General features: G+C 42.7%; 21 protein-coding genes and 1 tRNA gene. 1 reads left to right on the top strand and 21 read right to left on the bottom strand.

The window, feature by feature from the left end:
- Window positions 1–44: 44 nt before the first annotated feature.
- From pnp to gpr, 14 genes are all read right to left on the bottom strand, one after another.
- On the bottom strand, window positions 45–2,183 hold the full coding sequence (pnp, locus tag DAHG_RS07185) for a polyribonucleotide nucleotidyltransferase (protein ID WP_022937665.1): 2,139 nt from the start codon (window positions 2,181–2,183) through the stop codon (window positions 45–47).
- Window positions 2,184–2,295: 112 nt separating this feature from the next.
- Window positions 2,296–2,562, bottom strand: a complete 267-nt coding sequence (rpsO, locus tag DAHG_RS07180; RefSeq protein WP_022937664.1) for a 30S ribosomal protein S15 — start codon at window positions 2,560–2,562, stop codon at window positions 2,296–2,298.
- Window positions 2,563–2,677: 115 nt separating this feature from the next.
- Complete coding sequence (locus tag DAHG_RS19025; RefSeq protein WP_022937663.1) at window positions 2,678–2,890, bottom strand: hypothetical protein; 213 nt, start codon at window positions 2,888–2,890, stop codon at window positions 2,678–2,680.
- Between the two features lie 29 nt (window positions 2,891–2,919).
- Window positions 2,920–4,014 carry a radical SAM family heme chaperone HemW gene (gene hemW, locus DAHG_RS07170; protein WP_022937662.1) on the bottom strand — a complete coding sequence of 365 codons (1,095 nt, stop codon included), beginning with the start codon at window positions 4,012–4,014 and terminating at the stop codon, window positions 2,920–2,922.
- A 2-nt stretch (window positions 4,015–4,016) separates the two neighbouring features.
- Window positions 4,017–4,679 (bottom strand): sporulation initiation factor Spo0A C-terminal domain-containing protein, encoded by a 663-nt coding sequence (locus DAHG_RS07165; RefSeq protein WP_022937661.1) that lies wholly within the window; start codon window positions 4,677–4,679, stop codon window positions 4,017–4,019.
- 20 nt (window positions 4,680–4,699) lie between these two features.
- Window positions 4,700–5,527, bottom strand: a complete 828-nt coding sequence (locus DAHG_RS07160) for a hypothetical protein (protein WP_022937660.1) — start codon at window positions 5,525–5,527, stop codon at window positions 4,700–4,702.
- An 85-nt stretch (window positions 5,528–5,612) separates the two neighbouring features.
- Entirely contained in the window at window positions 5,613–7,415 is a 1,803-nt protein-coding gene (lepA, locus tag DAHG_RS07155) for a translation elongation factor 4 (RefSeq protein WP_022937659.1), read from the bottom strand.
- Between the two features lie 189 nt (window positions 7,416–7,604).
- A complete protein-coding gene (locus tag DAHG_RS07150; protein WP_022937658.1) occupies window positions 7,605–8,087 on the bottom strand; it encodes a hypothetical protein in 483 nt (160 codons plus the stop codon).
- The gene (locus DAHG_RS20490) at window positions 8,084–8,617 is read right to left on the bottom strand and encodes a LytTR family DNA-binding domain-containing protein (protein ID WP_022937657.1); all 534 of its coding nucleotides are present in this window, start codon (window positions 8,615–8,617) and stop codon (window positions 8,084–8,086) included. The genes DAHG_RS07150 and DAHG_RS20490 overlap by 4 nt, the downstream gene beginning before the upstream one ends.
- A gap of 74 nt (window positions 8,618–8,691) precedes the next feature.
- Complete coding sequence (locus DAHG_RS19015; RefSeq protein WP_022937656.1) at window positions 8,692–9,186, bottom strand: ECF transporter S component; 495 nt, start codon at window positions 9,184–9,186, stop codon at window positions 8,692–8,694.
- Window positions 9,183–10,121 carry a methionyl-tRNA formyltransferase gene (gene fmt / locus DAHG_RS07135; RefSeq protein WP_022937655.1) on the bottom strand — a complete coding sequence of 313 codons (939 nt, stop codon included), beginning with the start codon at window positions 10,119–10,121 and terminating at the stop codon, window positions 9,183–9,185. The genes DAHG_RS19015 and fmt overlap by 4 nt, the downstream gene beginning before the upstream one ends.
- Before the next feature lie 99 nt (window positions 10,122–10,220).
- A complete protein-coding gene (locus tag DAHG_RS07130) occupies window positions 10,221–10,514 on the bottom strand; it encodes a hypothetical protein (RefSeq protein WP_022937654.1) in 294 nt (97 codons plus the stop codon).
- Window positions 10,515–10,518: 4 nt separating this feature from the next.
- Window positions 10,519–11,412: a stage II sporulation protein P gene (gene spoIIP, locus DAHG_RS07125; protein ID WP_022937653.1), complete on the bottom strand. Its 894-nt coding sequence runs from the start codon at window positions 11,410–11,412 to the stop codon at window positions 10,519–10,521.
- 50 nt (window positions 11,413–11,462) lie between these two features.
- A complete protein-coding gene (gpr, locus tag DAHG_RS07120; RefSeq protein ID WP_022937652.1) occupies window positions 11,463–12,305 on the bottom strand; it encodes a GPR endopeptidase in 843 nt (280 codons plus the stop codon).
- 107 nt (window positions 12,306–12,412) lie between these two features.
- On the opposite strand from gpr, the gene rpsT reads away from it, so the two are divergent.
- Complete coding sequence (rpsT, locus tag DAHG_RS07115; RefSeq protein ID WP_022937651.1) at window positions 12,413–12,676, top strand: 30S ribosomal protein S20; 264 nt, start codon at window positions 12,413–12,415, stop codon at window positions 12,674–12,676.
- 67 nt (window positions 12,677–12,743) lie between these two features.
- Here rpsT and DAHG_RS07110 read toward each other — a convergent pair whose 3' ends face one another.
- From DAHG_RS07110 to DAHG_RS07080, 7 genes are all read right to left on the bottom strand, one after another.
- Window positions 12,744–13,973 carry an L-serine ammonia-lyase, iron-sulfur-dependent, subunit alpha gene (locus DAHG_RS07110; protein WP_022937650.1) on the bottom strand — a complete coding sequence of 410 codons (1,230 nt, stop codon included), beginning with the start codon at window positions 13,971–13,973 and terminating at the stop codon, window positions 12,744–12,746.
- Window positions 13,970–14,929 carry a DNA polymerase III subunit delta gene (holA, locus tag DAHG_RS07105; RefSeq protein ID WP_022937649.1) on the bottom strand — a complete coding sequence of 320 codons (960 nt, stop codon included), beginning with the start codon at window positions 14,927–14,929 and terminating at the stop codon, window positions 13,970–13,972. Before holA ends, DAHG_RS07110 begins: the two co-directional genes overlap by 4 nt.
- Window positions 14,926–16,854, bottom strand: a complete 1,929-nt coding sequence (locus DAHG_RS07100; protein ID WP_022937648.1) for a ComEC/Rec2 family competence protein — start codon at window positions 16,852–16,854, stop codon at window positions 14,926–14,928. The genes holA and DAHG_RS07100 overlap by 4 nt, the downstream gene beginning before the upstream one ends.
- Window positions 16,851–17,321: a ComEA family DNA-binding protein gene (locus DAHG_RS07095; RefSeq protein ID WP_022937647.1), complete on the bottom strand. Its 471-nt coding sequence runs from the start codon at window positions 17,319–17,321 to the stop codon at window positions 16,851–16,853. Before DAHG_RS07095 ends, DAHG_RS07100 begins: the two co-directional genes overlap by 4 nt.
- Before the next feature lie 81 nt (window positions 17,322–17,402).
- A complete protein-coding gene (locus DAHG_RS07090; RefSeq protein ID WP_022937646.1) occupies window positions 17,403–17,897 on the bottom strand; it encodes a GyrI-like domain-containing protein in 495 nt (164 codons plus the stop codon).
- 128 nt (window positions 17,898–18,025) lie between these two features.
- Window positions 18,026–18,250, bottom strand: a complete 225-nt coding sequence (locus DAHG_RS07085; protein WP_146211916.1) for a hypothetical protein — start codon at window positions 18,248–18,250, stop codon at window positions 18,026–18,028.
- A gap of 231 nt (window positions 18,251–18,481) precedes the next feature.
- Window positions 18,482–18,555, bottom strand: a tRNA-Gly gene (locus DAHG_RS07080).
- Window positions 18,556–18,566 lie beyond the last annotated feature (11 nt).

The raw sequence follows: 18,566 nt of genomic DNA, 5'->3' as shown, positions 1-18,566 counted from the left end.
TTCTTCAAAAGAAAAAAGCGACAAATTAAATGTCGCTTTCGTCATTATTCTGTAGTTTCAGCACGCTTCTCAGCTTTTGGCTTTTCAAGGCATGCTTTGCGTGATACATTGACGCGGCCCTTCTCATCGATTTCAATGACTTTAACCTTCACAATGTCACCTAATTTTAATACATCTTCTACCTTTTCAACACGTTCATGAGCGATCTTAGAAACATGCAGAAGACCGTCACAGCCTGGGAATAGTTCCACAAAGGCACCGAATTTTTCAATTCTGACAACCTTTCCTTCATAGATTTCATTCACTTTGGCTTCTCTGGTAATTGCTTCAATCATCGCTACTGCCTTCTTGATTGGTTCAATATCATGATGATAAATCAAGACTGTTCCGTCATCATCGATATCGATCTTCACATCATCGCAATCCGCAATAATCTGATTGATCATCTTACCGCCAGGTCCGATAACATCTTTGATCTTATCTGGTGAAATCATAATTTTTTCAATCTTCGGAGCATAACGGCCGACTTCCGGACGCGGTTCAGAAATAGCTTCCATCATGTTAGCCATGATTGTTTCACGGCCAGCCTTAGCCTGTTCCAATGCTTCCTGAAGGATTTCACGGGTAATACCGTCAATTTTGATATCCATCTGCAGGGCAGTGATGCCGTTCTTAGTACCGGCAACCTTGAAATCCATATCGCCGAAGTGATCTTCCATACCCTGAATATCAGTTAAAATCGTATAATGCTCGCCTTCCTTGACAAGACCCATCGCTACACCGGCAACCGGTGCTTTGATTGGTACACCAGCAGCCATCAATGCCATGGTACCGGCACAGATAGAAGCCTGTGAGCTTGAACCATTGGATTCCAAAACCTCAGCAACCAAACGGATTGCATATGGGAATTCATCTTCACTCGGCAATACTTGAGCTAATGCCTTTTCACCTAAAGCGCCATGGCCGATTTCTCGGCGGCCCGGTGAGCCCATACGGCCGACTTCACCAACACAGAACGGCGGGAAGTTGTAATGGTGCATAAAGCGTTTCTTTTCAATGTCTGTCAAATCATCAACGATCTGATTGTCATTTAAAGCACCCAGCGTACAAACTGAGAGCACCTGTGTTTCCCCGCGGGTAAATAATGCTGAACCGTGTACGCGCGGCAGCAGATCCACCTGTGAATTCAGCGGACGCACTTCATCAATCTTACGGCCGTCAGGACGAACCTTGTCAACCGTAATCAGGCGGCGCACCTCTTCAACTACAATATTGTGACAGATTTCATGAACAAACTTCAATGTCGTCTGCTTACTCTTTTCATCTTCATACTCTCTGGCTTCAAACACAGCAACTGTCTCATCTTCCAGATCATCAATCTTGCCATAACGTTCCAATTTTTCATGGATGCGTACAGCTTCCACAAGACGATCCTGAACCATATCACGAACCTCTTGATTTAAATCAGAAGGAATCTCATAAAGTGTAATCTCACGTTTCGGCTTACCGCAGGCTGCGATAATCTCTTCCTGGAACGCACACAATTTCTTGATATTTTCATGTCCGAAAAGAATTGCTTCCAGCATTTCCTCTTCATTGACTTCCGTAGCACTTGATTCAACCATATTAATGGCATCCTTTGTACCGGCAACCGCCAGTGTGATACGGCTTCTGCTTAATTCTTCAACTGATGGATTAATGATATACTCACCATCGACATACCCTACATAAACACCCGCAATCGGTCCGTTAAACGGAATATCAGATAAGCCCAGCGCTAAAGAAGCACCAAACATACCAGTCATTTCCGGTGTGCAGTCAGTATCAACTGACAGTACCGTATTAACTACCTGTACCTCATTGCGGAAGCCCTCCGCAAAAAGCGGACGAATCGGACGGTCAATCATACGCGCCGTCAATGTCGCATGTTCGCTCGGTCTTCCTTCACGGCGTAAGAAGCCGCCAGGAATCTTACCTGCAGAATATAACTTTTCTTCAAAAGTTACTGTTAATGGGAAAAAGTCAATGCCCTCTTTAGCCTGCTTGCTCGCAGTAGCACATGATAATACCGCTGTATCCTCATAACGCACCAATACGCTGCCACCGGCCTGCTTGGCAATTTCTCCCGTTTCTACTGTGATCACCCGACCACAGAAGTCCAAACTAAAAGTTTGCTTAGCCATTTTTTCACCTCATTGTTTTATCTTGATAATAATAGCATACTTTACTGATTTTGGAAACATTTTCAGTAATAAGAAAAAAGACTTTCCCGATTCGAGAAAGCCTGATAAACAACTATTTACGAATTCCTAAACGAGTGATCAGTTCTTTGTAACGATTCAAATCCTTGCTCTTTAAGTAAGCAAGCAGGTTACGGCGGTGACCAACCATCTGCATTAAACCACGCTGAGAATGGAAGTCATGCTTATGAACCTTCATGTGTTCAGTTAATGTGTTGATGTTATAAGTTAAAACAGCAACCTGTACTTCCGGAGAACCTGTATCTCCTTCAAAACGTGCGTATTCCTTCATAATCTCTTGTTTTTTTGCTTTTGAAATCATTTTAAATTTCCTCCTGTTGTTAAGTCATTTGTAACCGAGCATACCGCCGAGGAAGCGAATAGCACAGTAACAAATCTTTAATATACTACCACAGGCCAGATAAAAAAACAAGCATTTATAGGAAGATTTCGACAATTTTAAGAACTAAGCTGACGATTCCGCCGCATAAGCCGCCGACACAGAAGCCGTGACTGCCTAAATGCCGCCGTTCTTTCAGACCGATGGATGAAAATACGATGGCTAAAATCGAAACACTGCCTAAGGGATTAAACGCGAAGGATAATAAAGCAAAGGCAAAGCCAACTAGACTGAAGGATTGTTTTTCCATATAATCATCTCCACTCTTATTATAAGCCTTTAATCCATAAAAGCCATTAAAACATCATTTAAAAAAGTCATGCCCGCCTCACTTGGCCGCAGTGAATCACCCTCTATCAGCAGCCAGCCGCGCGCAATATTTTGATGAATCGCCGAGGCGTAGACATCGCTTAGTGAACACTGAAACAGCGCCTCAAAGCGGCTCAGTGATATCCCCTGCTTCATCCGCAGGCCCATCATGATAAATTCAAACATTTCATCAGACTTACTCAATTCAAGCCGCTCAAACACTTCCTCATCATTCAGATAATTCAGCAGCTGAAAAGGCCGGTCATAGCGAATATGGTTCTCCTTGCCGCTGGCGCCGCAGCCAATCCCCGCATAATCCTCATAACGCCAATACATCTGGTTGTGTTTGCTTTCATAACCGGGTTTCGCAAAATTGCTGATTTCATAATGCTGATAACCGTATTCAGGCAGTGTCTTAACAATCAGCTCATACATCGTTCCTTCCAATTCATTATCACAAGGCGCAATCTTTTGCCGGCCAAATTTGGAGTGTTCCTCAATCGTCAGCGAATATATCGAGATATGCTTAATGCGCTCATCATTGGCCGCTAAGTTTAAATCTTCCATTAGCATCGCTATCGTCTGATCCGGCAGGCCATACATCAGATCAATGGATATATTATGAATCCCCGCTTCATGAATCTGATCCAAAGCCTGATCGATTCGTTTTTTATCATGATGACGTTCAATGCGTTTTATCAGCTGGTCATTAAAGCTCTGCACCCCCAATGAGATGCGGTTTACCCCATGTGCCTTCATTACGGCCAGCTTCTCTAAACTTAAATTCTCCGGATTTGCTTCAACACTGTATTCCTCTGTTTGCTGAGCATAATCATCAAGCAGAGTGAGCAGAGTATCCAGCTGTTTAACCGAAAGCGCGCTGGGTGTGCCGCCGCCGATATAAAGCGTCGATATTGCGGTTGGCAGCTGGCGCTTTAATAATTCTCTCTCTATTGCTGTCAGCCAGCGATCCGCCAGCTGCGGCTGCATCTTACAGCGGCCGAAATCACAATAGGCACAGATTGAATCGCAGAAAGGCACATGCACATACATTGCCTTGACCATGATTAAAGCTCCACCCTATTTGACTGCAGCTGTCCATAAAAATACAGAATCCATTCTGAATTAGTCCGATGCCGGCCGCCTTCAAAGCGTGAAATTAATCGGCGAATCGATTTTTCAACCTTACTTTTGGTCGTATCATAATTCACTGCAATATAATCATAAATCACAGCCATTCTCACACTGTCGTCAACATTATTATCACGGCAGTATTCAACAGCTTTATTTAAATAATAGTAGCCAAGCAGACAGCTGTACATGCGGCTGCCAAATAAGAGACGTTCACTAACTTCATCCTTATTTAACGATGGTTCCTGATCAAGCAGATAATACTTAACCGCCGCATATAAGCTTTCCGGACTGACAGGTTTTAGTAAATGGGCGATGACCGTACCGCTTTTAGGATGATTAAACAGCAATTCAGAAAGCTCATTGCCAATAATCAAAAGCCGCATCCCCTGCAGCTTTTCAATTTGCTTATAAAGCAGTGAATCGCTTAATGAGCGGAAGTTATCAAAATCAAATATAACATGACTGATGTCGGCTTTATGAACGATGCTTAAATCAGCGCCGATATCATAGAAACGCAGTTCAGGCAGCCTCTCTTCCAACTGTTCGATGAGCAACCTGAGCTCCTTGTCATGACTTACATACCCAATATTTTTCATTTTATAATTCCCCTTTCATATCATATTAAATAAACAAATTTCTTTCCTACCTTCTGTTTCTTATACCAGCCAAGCTTAACCAGTTCATTGAGACTGGTTCGTGCTGTTTCATGGCTGCATTGATTCCACTTAGCATAATCATTGACGGTATAATAGTGCATCGCTTGACGATGCGCACAGTAGAACTGCACCTGAGCATCACTTAAAAACGGATAGCGGGCGCAAAGCTCTTTCACATCACCCTCATTCATAAAAGGTGAATGCTTCAGCTTTACCAGCTGCAGCTTTACTTTCAGCTTTTGATGCGCCTGATGAATCATCTTGATCATTTCTGCCGTACTGTCTTTGCAAGCCAGCAAGGACAGATCCAATAAATCAGCCGCTGATGGCAGGCAATAACGCTGAAGACAAAAAGCAGCAGCCGCCAAGCAATCCTCATGGCAAAAACAGCGAACTGCCATGATTTGTGCAAATACGTGCATCTGTGTCAGCGCTGTCAGCTGATCGCAGCTAAACATTTTGAAATAAGCTTTCAGATGATTCAAATAAAAGGCTTGCTCAGTTTCGGGATTTAGAGCTGCCTGAAGCATATAATCACTGGATTCACGCTGACCCATCAGCAGCTGATAAAACCGTATCTGTTGTTCCAGCGCGTAACATTGCGCGCAAAGCTGCGGTGTTAAAACTAAGGTAAAACACTGATTTGAAGTTTTCAGCTGCCATTCAAAGGGCTTTCGATACGCTTGGATCTCATGCCATACCGCCTGTGTATTTTGATAATTCAGAAGTGCTTCAAGTTCCTCAAAGCTTAAATATACATCATCTGTAAATTCCTGTGCTAATGACATAGCATCACCCTTAATCAGCATATCATATTTGGGTGAAAATTGGTCAAAAGCGACAAAACTAGAAAAAACAGTGCCTTTTCAGACACTATTCATCATCAACCGACAAAATAGCCATGAATGCTTCCTGCGGCACTTCAACGGAGCCCACCTGCTTCATACGCTTTTTACCTTCTTTTTGTTTTTCAAGCAATTTCTTTTTACGTGATACGTCACCGCCATAACATTTCGCAAGAACATTTTTACGCAATGCGGAAATATTAGAACGCGCAATGATCTTGCCATTCAGCGATGCCTGAATCGGAATTTCAAACTGCTGGCGCGGAATCAGCTTACGCAGGCGTTCACAAAGTGATTTACCGCGTTCATAAGCAAATTCACGGTGTACGATACTGGATAAGGCATCCACACATTCGCCGTTTAACAGGATATCCATCTTAGCCAGCTTACTGATTTGATAGCCGATCAGCTCATAATCAAAGGAAGCATAACCGCGTGAACATGATTTTAACTTATCAAAGAAATCATAAACTATTTCCCCTAAGGGCAGTTCATAAATAATCGATACCCGCGTCTCATCAAGATACTGCATATCTCGGTAAGTCCCGCGTTTGTTCTGACAAAGCTCCATAATTGGTCCAATATATTCCTTTGGACACATAATCGTTGCCTTGACATAAGGCTCTTCAATGGATTCAATCGTCTGCACATCCGACATCATCGAAGGATTATCAATCGTTATCTGTTCCTTATTCGTCAGATTGACATGATAAACAACGGAAGGCGCGGTCGCAATAATGTCCACATTATATTCACGCTCAATCCGCTCCTGAATCACATCCATATGCAGCAGTCCTAAAAAGCCGCAGCGGAAACCAAAACCAAGCGCCTGCGAGGTTTCAGCTTCAAAATGCAGTGAAGCATCATTAAGCTGAAGCTTTTCCAGTGCATCACGAAGATCATTGTAGCGGTTAGTTTCAATTGGATACAAGCCGCAGTAAACCATCGGATTCATCTCACGATAACCCGCCAGCGGTTCAATTGCCGGCTGATCCGCATGGGTGATCGTATCGCCGACCCGCACATCCTTAACCGTTTTAATACTGGCGGCGATCCAGCCTACTTCTCCGCATGACAGGCAGTCCTTCTTAACTTCCTTCGGTGTGCGGACACCCACCTCCAGCACCTCATATTCAGCACCGGTTGCCATGAAACGAATCTTATCGCCGACTTTCACGGTACCCTCTTTAACCCGCACAAAAGCGATAACCCCGCGATACGCGTCATAAATCGAGTCAAAAACCAAGGCCTTCAGCCGTGAATTCGGATTGCCGGAGGGCGCCGGCACCCGCTTAACGATCTGTTCCAGCACATCACGGACATTCAGACCGCTTTTTGCGGAAATGCATGGTGCGTCATGGGCTTCAAGACCGATGACATTTTCAATTTCATCCATAACCACTTCCGGCTGGGCGCTCGGCAGATCAATTTTATTGATAACCGGCAGAATTTCCAGATTGTTATCCAGTGCCAGATAGACATTGGCCAGCGTCTGCGCTTCAATTCCCTGCGCGGCATCTACAACCAGCACAGCCCCTTCACAGGCAGCCAGCGAACGTGATACCTCATAGGTAAAATCGACATGCCCCGGTGTATCAATCAGATGAAATGTATAATCCTCACCATCCAGTGCATGATATGTCAGCTGAACAGCATTTAACTTAATCGTGATTCCCCGTTCACGTTCCAGATCCATCATATCCAGCAGCTGTTCCTTCATTTCACGCTGCATGATCGTGTCCGTTATTTCTAAAATGCGATCCGCAAGCGTTGACTTGCCGTGATCTATATGCGCAATAATTGAGAAATTTCTAATTTTGCTTTGGTCCATCGAACCACTCCTATCTAAAAATCTTCTTTATTATAACAAATGTTTCATAATTAGCAAACATAAGCTTTTTGATAAGCGAATTAATTTTACAATTAACAGGAATCCAGCGCTTATAAAAAGTATAAATCAAAAATACACGCAGATTTTCCTAAAAAAGAGCTAAAAAAAATGACATATTTTTAATTTTTGTCATTTTAATTGATTCACATATGTCTTTCCTTCCTGATTCTGAAAGATCAGTTCGTTATCGACAATATAAACGCTATAAGTCAATTCACCCTCATGATAAATGCCGATCATTGGATGATCCGTGACATCAACAGCCTTTTCTTCAAGCAGAACGCCCGCCGGCAATTGAATGGCTGGTGAAACATCCTGATCGAGGGCTCTTGATTTTTGTGCTGATGGATCAAGGCTCATGACACTGATGGGACTGGACTCCGGCTCATCAACAGGCGAAGAGGGATTCATCGGCAGCACCACCAGGAAAGCCGCGGCAGTAAGCAGCAAGGATAGGTAACGCTTGCCAAAGTAAAACGAGCGTTTTTTTGAAGCATAGCCTAATTCACGCTGTCTTGCGTCTAATTGACTGTTTAAGGATGCCTCCTGAATCGAAACAACCGCTAAAACCAGGGCTGCCAGCAGCAAACATAAAGCAATCACCCATTTCATAACGGTTTCCTCCCTTCCATATATGCCTTAAAATCTTTCACAAAACTGCGATTGACCTCAAGGTGCTGATTATTTTCAAGTACAAGGAGTAGTTTACCATTAAAGCCCCGTTTGATCGCGGCAATTTTACCTACATTGACAATCTGTGATTTAGAGATCCTGACAAAGCCGTATTTACGCCACTCATCCTCAAGCTTATAAAGCTTACTGCTGATCCGCAGCACACGCTGATTCACGGAAGCACTGATCTCATTGCCGAATGATTCGATAAAATCAATCATATGCAAAGCTACCATTTCTTCGCCGCGTTCTGTTGTGCACGGCACTTTAATGCTTAACGGTGTATTTTTAAAAGCCATCAGCTTGGTTACCTGATCCAGATGCTCATAAGCAAAACAAAGGTTGATCTTATCAGCTTCAATGTCATCAGCCTTCTCGCAGAGTACGATCTGATAATCAGACTGTTCTTCGATATGCAGCTGCTTCAAAACACTGGCCTTCTGTTCAGCCAAAAATTTAACTTTAAACATGGAACCTCCCGGTACTAATTTTATTTTAGCTTAATTTTAATAATCAGCAAGGAAACCGAAACAACTTACTGCAATCAGCGGATAACCTGCAGAAATTTATCCGATATTTTCGCAAAAGGCTTGCTTAATGCCATCGCCAATGTACATGAAACAGCCACCTGTACAAAATTCATACCGATGGAAGCAAAAGCACTTGCCCACTGCATTGTTAAAAAGACATCTGTCAGCGCATAGCCTGCCACAACGATGATGGCTCCGCAGACAAAAGCCGGCAGCTTCTTTTTAAAACGGCGCGCCAGCAAGGAAACCAGCAGACCTTCCAAACCTTTGATAATAAATGTAAAGATCGCATACTGAGGAAAACCCAGATAAATATCCGACAGACAGCTGGCAATGCCGGAAATCAGAAAAGCCAGCGGTGATGATTCTAACACAGATGCAAACAGCATGATCATCGCATCGCCAATATTAATGTAACCTAAGTTCGCTACCGGCAGCGAGATAAATGCCGTTAAAATAAAAATTGCTGCAATGCCAAAAGCCCCAAATACTATTTCTTTTAATTTCATTTGTTAAATTCCTTCCCGATATAACTGCGTCCAGCTCCGTTATAAAATTCACGGGCACTGGTTTTTGCCTTGCCTTCCAGCTGCAGCTGATGAATGTGAATGATACCGCCATCCACAGCTACTTTCATTGAATCAGCGTCAAAACCTAAAATAGTTCCGCACGCCGCATCACTTTTTTCCAAACTCAAAGAGACTTGATGAAACTTCATCTTTTTACCATTGATCAGCGCATATCCCACAGGTGATGGAATTAATCCGCGCAGATGGTTATAGACCGCTTTGGCTGGCCGATTGAAATCAATCAGCTCTTCCTCCTTGGAAATATTCCAAGCAAACGTCGCTTGGCTCTCGTCCTGTTCGATAAATTTTGCTTCATCAGCAAAAAGCTTCGGCAACACTTCAGCCAGACAATCAGCCCCTAAGGCCATCAGCTTGTCATGCAGCGTGCCGGTTGTATCCGTCTCACTGATTTTAAGCGAAGCGACGGCACAGACTGGACCGGCATCCATTTTTTTAACCATCCTCATGATTGATACGCCGGTTTCAGCTTCCCCATAAATGATTGCCTTATGAATCGGCGCCCCGCCGCGCAGACGCGGCAATAAGGAGGCATGAACATTGATGCAGCCATATGCCGGCGCATCCAAAACAATTTGCGGAACGATTTGCCCATAGGCGCATGTAATGATCATATCTGGTTTTAATGCCAGTATCGGCTCATACTCCTCTTTGATACGCTGCGGCTGCAGTACCGGTATCCGATATTTTTCAGCCAGCTGCTTGATTGGCGTCGGCTGCAGTTCCTGCTTGCGGCCAACTTTTTTATCAGGCTGGGATACTACACCGACAATATTGCAGCCTTCATCAATCAATCGCTGCAGAATCCCGCATGCGAATACCGGTGTTCCCATAAAAATTATTCTTTGTTCGCTCATCTTGCTCACCTCGCGCTTAATTATACCACAGCTTTTCCTTCAAGAAAATGGTTAGCGTAAACTGGATAGCTGGTAAAAGAAAAGAACCTGTGTCCAGGTTCATTCTATCACACTGATAAACAATGACGTAATCATACTGACCGTCGTATCGACAACCTGTACGATAACCTCACTTGTACCCTCAGCCAGTTTGGCAGCTTTATTCATTTCGATTTTATTGAGCGAAGCACCTTCAACCTGCGGCTCAATGATTTGCTGCTCATCGACTGATTTTTCAAATTCTTCAATTCTGTACTGCATTGTAATCTGTTCTTCACCTTGTTGTTTCATCAGCGTTGAACCGATACCAACCAAAATAAAGATCAGCATACCATCCGCTAAAAAGCGTTTCATCGCATCACCCCAGAATCTGTGCAATGCCCAAAGCTAAGATATCAACACTATTTTTAACTTCATCAAATGTATTGTTATCACTGCCTACCTCGATCAGAAGCATCTTGTCACTCATATCCTGATTGTAATAAGCCTCTCGGGTCATTGTGTTCTTCATTATACCACCGACCAAAGCGTTGCAGCTGTCGTACAATGTCGAAGCTGTCTTGGTTATTTCATAGGAGTTATCAGTAAGGCCACCGATGACACACATCATTTTCGCATAATCGATGCCATTGACCGTAATATATGTGCTTTCTCTCGGCACGGAATCACGGTGAAAATCGATTATCAAATCAAAGCCGCCGTTATTCATAATCGCATCAGTGATAAATTTACGTGATATCTGATAGGACATATTGTAATCCATCTCATTTTCCTGACCGTATTTCACAAAATCGCCATCCTCTACAATCACCGTATAGCCTAGGGTCCGCAGCTTATCTGCCAAAACCTGTGCGGCATTATAGACGGTAAGCTCACCGATGTATGCCTCCTGCTGATGCGTATTATAGATATAGATTGATTTATCTTTTATGGGCTGCGGCTGGATGGTATCAATTACCGGCGGATTTTCCTTCTCTTCGATTGGTTCAGCCGGCACTTCATCAGGCAGCGGCGGTTCAGTTTCTTCAATCGGAACATTCTCGGTTTTCAAAGCATCCTCCGTTTTAGGTACACTGATCACATTTAAAGAATCCTGAAGATCTACAGGTTCAATATCCAAATTCGTATAAACCAAATGTTTGGCCAGCGTCTGTTCATTTACCGTTGTTTTTATCCCTTCCAAAAACGGTGTGCAGGCAAAAAAAAGCACCAGCGCGCAAAGCTTGATAAAGATTTGAAACGATGTTTTCATTGACCGGCCTCCTCTTTGTCATTCTATGTATTGGCCCAGTCATTTATGAGTTACATCGATTCGTAATCCGGATGGATAAAACAATTGATACTTTTCGACAAAATGCTGGCAATCTGATCGCATTCGATGTCCATGCTTCTCGGCGTTACGATACAGTCCAGCTGGTCATGCTTCAATTCACATTCCTCATTAAGCACATCATGGACGATGGCACCGATCGTCGTTACTGTCGCGACACCGATTGCGATAACCGGCACCTGCATGGTTTCATGATTAATTGCCAGACGATGATTGCCAACGCCGCTGCCTGGCACGATGCCGGTATTGCTGATCTGTACGACACGGTTGATTCTGGAAAGTGTATTGGTCGCCAGCGCGTCAACGGTAATCAATAAATCAGGCTGATAGAAGTCAACGACACCTTTTACAATACGGGCTGATTCAAGACCGGTCTGTCCCATGACCTTAGGGGCGATGGCCGCGCAGTTGCTGACACCATCGCCGACATCCTGATGATTTTCAAACAGATGAGCGGTTACCAAAATCTGTTCCGCGGTCTTAGGCCCAATGGCATCCGAAATCATTTCTTTATTGCCCAAACCAACTACCAGTACCTTATTTACAACGATTTCGCTGGTTAACTGATCGAGACAATTCACCACTTCTTCACTGATACCGTCACGCAAAAGAGCATCATCCATCTGTTTATATTCCAGAGTGATATAGTCTCCCTTATGCTTCTTAAATTCATTTTCGTCATTAAATACTTTCACCCAATTCATTTTCATATTCGGCATCTTTTTTTCAATGCGGTTGTAATGCTCAAATTCACCAATTGAGGTAATTACCTCATCGGCAAAATCCGTTCTTGGCATGTAATCTGCTTTTTTCAATCGATTCACCTCTACGATAGTATGTCTTTTTTTATTTGTCTTATTGCATTTCATAATAACTTTTGTTATAATCTAAAGGCAAATGAAAAAAATTAGGAGGTGTCGGAATGCCAAATATCAAGTCACAAAAGAAGCGTGTCTTAACTAATGATAAAAAACACATGGCTAATGCTGCTCAAAGATCAGAGCTGAAAACTGCAATCAAAAATGTAATTGCTGCTGTTGATGCGAACGATAAAGCGGCTGCCATTGCTGCATACAACCATGCAAGTTCTAAATTAGACAAAGCGATCTCTAGCGGAATTCACCATAAGAATTATGCCAGCAGACAAAAAGCTCGTCTGGCTGCAGCAATCAATAAAATCGCTTAATTAAACTAGTTCAGATGAGCTAGTTTTTTTATTCAAATAAAAAACACTGTGATCAGCGTGTAAATGCTTAATCACAGTGTTTTTTAGGTGCTGAATCAGCCAGCGGCACGACGGTCGCAAGACCGCCGAGGCTGGTTTCCTTTAATTCAATGGCAATCTTTCTGCCAGTATAATTCATCGTATTAACAACCATATCAAAGCTGACACGATGATCCTTCAGTGAACCTAATTCCTCAGCCATAAATGCCGCATCAATGGCTCTTAGGGCGGCTACAGAGTTTCGCTCAATGCATGGAATCATAACATAACCGCCGACTGGATCACAAGTCAGGCCCAAGAAATGTTCAATTCCAATTTCAGCCGCATATTCAATTTTATCATCATCCATATCATGAAGACTGGCCACTAACGCCGCCGCCATCGCACAGGCCGCGCCGATTTCTGCCTGACAGCCGCCCTGGGCTCCGGAAATCGTTGCGTTGGTTTTGATTAGATTGCCGATGATACCGGCAATTTTCAGGCCGTCTATAATTTTTTTGCGATCAATCTTTAAATCACGATAATAATAAGTAATTACGGCTGGCAGCACACCGCTGGCACCTAAGGTCGGTGCAGTAACTGTTGTACCGCCGCCGGCATTTTGCTCACTGGCACCATAAGCATAGGCCATAATCAGAAGCTTCTGCTTACGTGATGGGTCAGCCGCTTGCTTTGCTTTGCTGTATAAACCGCTGGCTACTCGTTCAAGCTGCAGACGGCCGGGCAGTACACCGGTAGTAATACAGCCGGTTGCCACAGTGGACAGCATTTGATCCAATATTTCATTCATGAAATCATCCAATGCCTCAAATTCATCCGTATATTGTGCCAGACGAATATTTCGCTGCTTGCAGTATGCCATGATTTCCGCAAAGGAATGATGCGGATAAATTTCTTCGGGTTCAAGATCAGCGCTGCCCTTAACCTTAATTGCACCGCCGCCTACTGAATAAACCGTCCACTCGCCAATGACTGCGCCCGTTTCATTTAAGGCTTTTAAAATCATCGTGTTGGCATGTTCAGGCGCGGTTTCCTGCATAAAGCAAACTTCACAGCTCTTTGGTAAGAAGGTTTTAATAATGATGGCGTCCGTCAAATGACCTTTGCCGGTAAATGAAAGTGAACCATAGAGTTCAGCAAGATAAGACACTGCCTGCGGATAAGCTTCCTGAAACAATTTTGCCGCCCGCTGCGGTCCTAATGTATGTGAGGATGAAGGTCCTGGCCCTATCCGATATAGTTCTTTTAATGATTTCACGCAAATACTCCTTTACAATGTATGAGAAATAATTCAAAGCCTAACTGTTTATCAAGCAAACCGCTCTTTATTTTCTGATCAGTATCCGCCAGCATCGCCAAAACTTTCAGCAGCTGATCACAGCTCACCGCACCCACCGCTTTTACGCTTAGCTTGACGCGATACGGATGCGCCTTCAATTCCTGAGTGATGTCATTTTCATTCAGACCGCTCACCAGCAAGGTTTTTACTTGATAATAAAAGCGAAACTGCGATGCCAGCACGGATATCATAAATATGGGTTCTTTATTCAACGCATTCAGATCGTTCCAGATCTTAAATACTTGTTTCTCCCTTCCCTTCATGATTGCGTCAGCCAGCGCAAATACATCATCCTCAATCTGTCTGGTAATTAACAGATCGATGACCCGCATGTTTAGGGTGTCGGGATATGCGATCAGCTTAGCCAGTTCATTTTCGATGATTGCCGAATCACAGGGCAGCAGACTGACAAGATGATTCAGTTCCTCATCACTGAGCTTAAGCTGACTGGCTTTCAGCGTCTGTATGACCTGAGCTCTTTTCCCCTGCTCATCCAATGTTGAACAGCTGATTACCCGGCAGGTCTTCTGAATCGTTTTCACGATTTTTTTACGTTTATCGACCTTTTCAAAATTACCGCTTAAAATCAATGTAGTCGTTAACATTGGGTGCTCGAGATAAGCCTCTAAGCTCTCAGTATTTTGACTGCCCTCATTGGCTGCACTTAAAAAGCTGCAGTTTTGAGCGACAATGATTTTATGCTCAGTAAAAAAAGGAATGGTTTGAGCATCGGCCAGAATTTCTTCCAGTGATGTTGTTGCCATATTGTATGTAATCGTATCCGGCTTAACATCATTTGACATATTGTCCTTTACGATTTTCTGAATCTCTTTTTGAATCCGTCCGCGGTCTTCGCCATAAATCAGATAGTTCATCTTATCACCTTGTTTATTATACCAAATTCCCGGCTTCCTGTTATGATAAAGTTGAAATTTAGAAAACTTTTTATTTCGATATCACCCTGAAGATCCGTTCTGAAGCATTTAATCTGATAATCTGCCAAACGGGCAAGCACTTCATCATGCGGATGTCCGTAGCGGTTGTTGCGGCCTGCTGATATGACAGCGATCCGCGGTCTTAAGGTTTGCAGGAATAGTGCTGATGATGAAGAATTGCTGCCATGATGCCCAACCTTTAAAACATCACATTTAATGTTAGGATAAACACTCAGCAGCTGATTCTCAAAAGCTTGTGACGCATCCCCTGTAAACAAGTAATCAAGCGCGCCGATACGGCTCAGCAGTACGATGCTGTTGTCATTTTCATTACCAAAATCATTCTCTGCCAATAGTGAAATAAACTCGATGTTTTTATAATCCATTACCGCCTGCTTATCTGTAATCACCCGTTTGATCACAACTAAATCAGCAAGCTCCTGCAAACCGCCGGCATGATCCTTGTCGGCATGAGTTAGAATGAGCTGATCAATGGTCTTATATCCCTTAGCCTTTAATACCGGCAGGATTTTCCGTTCAGGAATATTCGTATAAAGGCTGCCTGCCGCGTCAATCATCATAGCCCCGCCATGGAATGGGAGCGTAATCAAAATACTGTCACCCTGACCGACATTTATATATGTGATAGTTGTAAACGGTTCAAGATAAGGTGAAAAATTAAGCACCAGCATGCCGCATAAAAGCCATTGCGCATGTTTAATGGACGCCTTGCTGATATATGCGATAACACAAATCAAATAAATGAGCAATGCCAATGTCGACGGTTTACCCCAAAGTGTGAACAGCGTAGGCTGAAGCTGCTGAACCGCTTGATCTGTCATGCGTAAAAAGATCAGCAGCCAATGCGTCGGAAAGAGTACGCAGACAAGGGTGAGCAGAAGATTGATGGAATACCAGACGCGGTAAAATAAAAAAAACAGCGGTGAGAGCAGATTAAATTCATAAAAACTAAGCAGCTGCACCGGCATTAAAACAAGCCATGATGAGAGCAGCTTGGATATCTTATGACAGCTGAAAATAGAGAGCAGCGTAAAACTTACGGGCAGAATAAAAGATAATTCATAGACGGCATATGGAAATAGAAGTAAAGTCAAAATCATGGCAATTCCTAATCGATCTTTGGATGAGGAATCCGGAAAAACTTGACGGACAGCAGTAAAAATCAATAAGCGGCAGATTGCGAAAGAAAAATAGATAAAGATGCCATAGAAAATCAGGAATGCTGCTGCCGCCGTTTTACTTTTCGTCATTTTTTCAATCAGCTGCATAATGAAGGATAAATGCAGTGCTGAAGCGGAAATCAGATAGAAGGCATCTTGTTCTCTCACCCCATAAAATACCTTAAAGCACCAATTTCTAAGCTCCTCATCAAAATTGTTCAGACGCTGGAAAAAGAAACGCTGAATTGATGATGATGGTTTAAGTATATTCAGTGATTTCGCATTAATTGATGCCGTGATGCCGCGGGCTCGACACCATGAGTCAAAATTAAAAGCGTACAGACTTGCGGTATTATCCAATGTTTGAAATTCACCATTCACCGAGATCATTGTACCCTTGGGCAGCACCTCATCAGTGTAGACAATAGCTTTGACGGAATCAAAATCTACTATTAAATAGCCATTACGGATTGATTCAACAACTCCGTTTTTTGTCTGCGGAAGCAGGTTCGGCTTAGGCTGATGAGTGATAAAGCCGATAATGAGTAAAACGATGAGTGCCGTAATCGGCAGACGCCGATATTTAAGCTGCCAGATAATAAGCAATCCATAAAAAAGAAGCCAATGCGGTATTGATACAATTATCATTAAAGATAAAGCAAGGTAAAGCCAACGGCCATTCATAAAGCCAGTTGATCCTTCATTTTCTCAAATGTCTTTTCCCCAATCCCCTTTACATTCATAATCTCTTCAATGGTTTTAAAACCTTGATGGGCTTCACGATATTCAAGAATCAGCCGCGCTTTGTTTTCCCCAATTCCTTTCAACCTCATTAATTCTTCAAGAGAGGCGCTGTTTAAAGAAATCTTGTCATCTTTATATACAGGAATCACAATTACTGACTGATGCAGCACCTGTTTGTTGACGTTGAGTGAAGATAGATCGGCCTCCTCAAGCGGCCCGCCAGCTAATTCTATCAAATCAGAAATCGTTGTCTTTTCAGTGATTTCATAACTGCCCGGCTGTACTACTGCACCTTTGATTTCGGCCATTAACTGTGCTGCCGCATAGTCATCCATCTGTATAGGCTGCCAGTTATAATTTAGGCCAATCGTCAGCAGAACAAGGAGTATAAGTATTACTTTTTTCATCCTATCACCACTTATATATAAGCGGTAAAGGGGAAAATGCCTAATTTTTTCTATCAAAATAAAAAAAGTACGGAAAATATTTTATTCCCGTACTGCGACCCAAACCTCCGCGTAATCATCTTCACCATAATATTCGATATCCGGCGCACCTGCTTTCATTCTGCCGGTTATATAGCCTGAATTTATTGGTTTATATTTGAATTTAGGCAGCCATTTCATGATTGCCTGTACCTCTGTTTTGGCTATGGTCTCAGGGGTACATGGAAATATGGCCCATGTTGCGGCTGGTATTGTATATGCCACCATTGATTCTGGCACTGGGTGTGTACTGGCAGCTGCTATGTAATAATCAAATCTGCGGCTGTCTGTATCAACATTGTATACGTTGACACCCATGATGCCATAAGGCTTGGAATTCATTAAAGGCAGTAATCTGTCAACAAGCTGCTGCTTTCTAAAATTCTCCCAAAACTCAGGAATTACATGTCTTCCTTCTTGTTTTTGGTTTGTTGTTTCAATTTTATAGCCAATCACCTGAAAGCTATCCATTTTCTCAATTCTGAATGGTTTTTCCATCAGTAGTTCCTCCCTTTAGGTATGTTTATTATAAATGATTGACGTGTCGCTTTCCTCTTCATTTTAATCGCAAAAGAAGAGCTGAACACCCGCTGTTATTGAATAGAGTAAGAAAATGATTTCCTTCATCAATCAATTCGGGAAATCATGTCATCATCATTCATACCATATCTTGTTTTTAACTGTTTCTGTAAAGAGACTGTTTCTTTGACACCATAAAAACAAGTAAGATAGAGTTGCTTATAAGCAGTATGCAGCATAGGGTTATACTTCGCAACCTCTTCTGATAACTCTTTATTATAGTAGCGATTTGAATAAGCCAGACACTTCATTGATGTTTCCCACTTGAACAAAAAAGCATCCCCTGGGATTCGATTGATACAAAGGAAACAAGGTGATGCTTAGGTTGAATTTAATGATTAAATATATGTTTTTTGTTACTCATAGTATACCATATTCACGCAATGTCATCTTTCTTTTCATTCTTTAGATTCCTTTTCATATTGAGATATTAGTGCTTTGATGCTTGAAAATAAAATTTCCTATAATAAAAAAAACGCCCGTTAAGGCGTATCAAATGTTTTTGGAGCGGATGATGAGAATCGAACTCACGTAGTCAGCTTGGAAGGCTGAAGTTCTACCATTGAACTACATCCGCACATAAAAAAA

Source organism: Dielma fastidiosa, assembly GCF_000313565.1.
GTDB classification, from domain to species: Bacteria; Bacillota_I; Bacilli_A; order Erysipelotrichales; family Erysipelotrichaceae; genus Dielma; species Dielma fastidiosa.
The sequence above is the reverse complement of the archived record's forward strand: the minus strand, read 5'-3'. Positions and strand labels throughout refer to the sequence as shown.

Coding starts and splice junctions, on each gene's coding strand:
- pnp (WP_022937665.1), bottom strand. CDS start 2,183: ATGGCTAAGCAAACTTTTAGTTTGGACTTCTGTGGTCGGGTGATCACA.
- rpsO (WP_022937664.1), bottom strand. CDS start 2,562: ATGATTTCAAAAGCAAAAAAACAAGAGATTATGAAGGAATACGCACGT.
- DAHG_RS19025 (WP_022937663.1), bottom strand. CDS start 2,890: ATGGAAAAACAATCCTTCAGTCTAGTTGGCTTTGCCTTTGCTTTATTA.
- hemW (WP_022937662.1), bottom strand. CDS start 4,014: ATGGTCAAGGCAATGTATGTGCATGTGCCTTTCTGCGATTCAATCTGT.
- DAHG_RS07165 (WP_022937661.1), bottom strand. CDS start 4,679: ATGAAAAATATTGGGTATGTAAGTCATGACAAGGAGCTCAGGTTGCTC.
- DAHG_RS07160 (WP_022937660.1), bottom strand. CDS start 5,527: ATGTCATTAGCACAGGAATTTACAGATGATGTATATTTAAGCTTTGAG.
- lepA (WP_022937659.1), bottom strand. CDS start 7,415: ATGGACCAAAGCAAAATTAGAAATTTCTCAATTATTGCGCATATAGAT.
- DAHG_RS07150 (WP_022937658.1), bottom strand. CDS start 8,087: ATGAAATGGGTGATTGCTTTATGTTTGCTGCTGGCAGCCCTGGTTTTA.
- DAHG_RS20490 (WP_022937657.1), bottom strand. CDS start 8,617: ATGTTTAAAGTTAAATTTTTGGCTGAACAGAAGGCCAGTGTTTTGAAG.
- DAHG_RS19015 (WP_022937656.1), bottom strand. CDS start 9,186: ATGAAATTAAAAGAAATAGTATTTGGGGCTTTTGGCATTGCAGCAATT.
- fmt (WP_022937655.1), bottom strand. CDS start 10,121: ATGAGCGAACAAAGAATAATTTTTATGGGAACACCGGTATTCGCATGC.
- DAHG_RS07130 (WP_022937654.1), bottom strand. CDS start 10,514: ATGAAACGCTTTTTAGCGGATGGTATGCTGATCTTTATTTTGGTTGGT.
- spoIIP (WP_022937653.1), bottom strand. CDS start 11,412: ATGAAAACATCGTTTCAAATCTTTATCAAGCTTTGCGCGCTGGTGCTT.
- rpsT (WP_022937651.1), top strand. CDS start 12,413: ATGCCAAATATCAAGTCACAAAAGAAGCGTGTCTTAACTAATGATAAA.
- holA (WP_022937649.1), bottom strand. CDS start 14,929: ATGAACTATCTGATTTATGGCGAAGACCGCGGACGGATTCAAAAAGAG.
- DAHG_RS07100 (WP_022937648.1), bottom strand. CDS start 16,854: ATGAATGGCCGTTGGCTTTACCTTGCTTTATCTTTAATGATAATTGTA.
- DAHG_RS07095 (WP_022937647.1), bottom strand. CDS start 17,321: ATGAAAAAAGTAATACTTATACTCCTTGTTCTGCTGACGATTGGCCTA.
- DAHG_RS07090 (WP_022937646.1), bottom strand. CDS start 17,897: ATGGAAAAACCATTCAGAATTGAGAAAATGGATAGCTTTCAGGTGATT.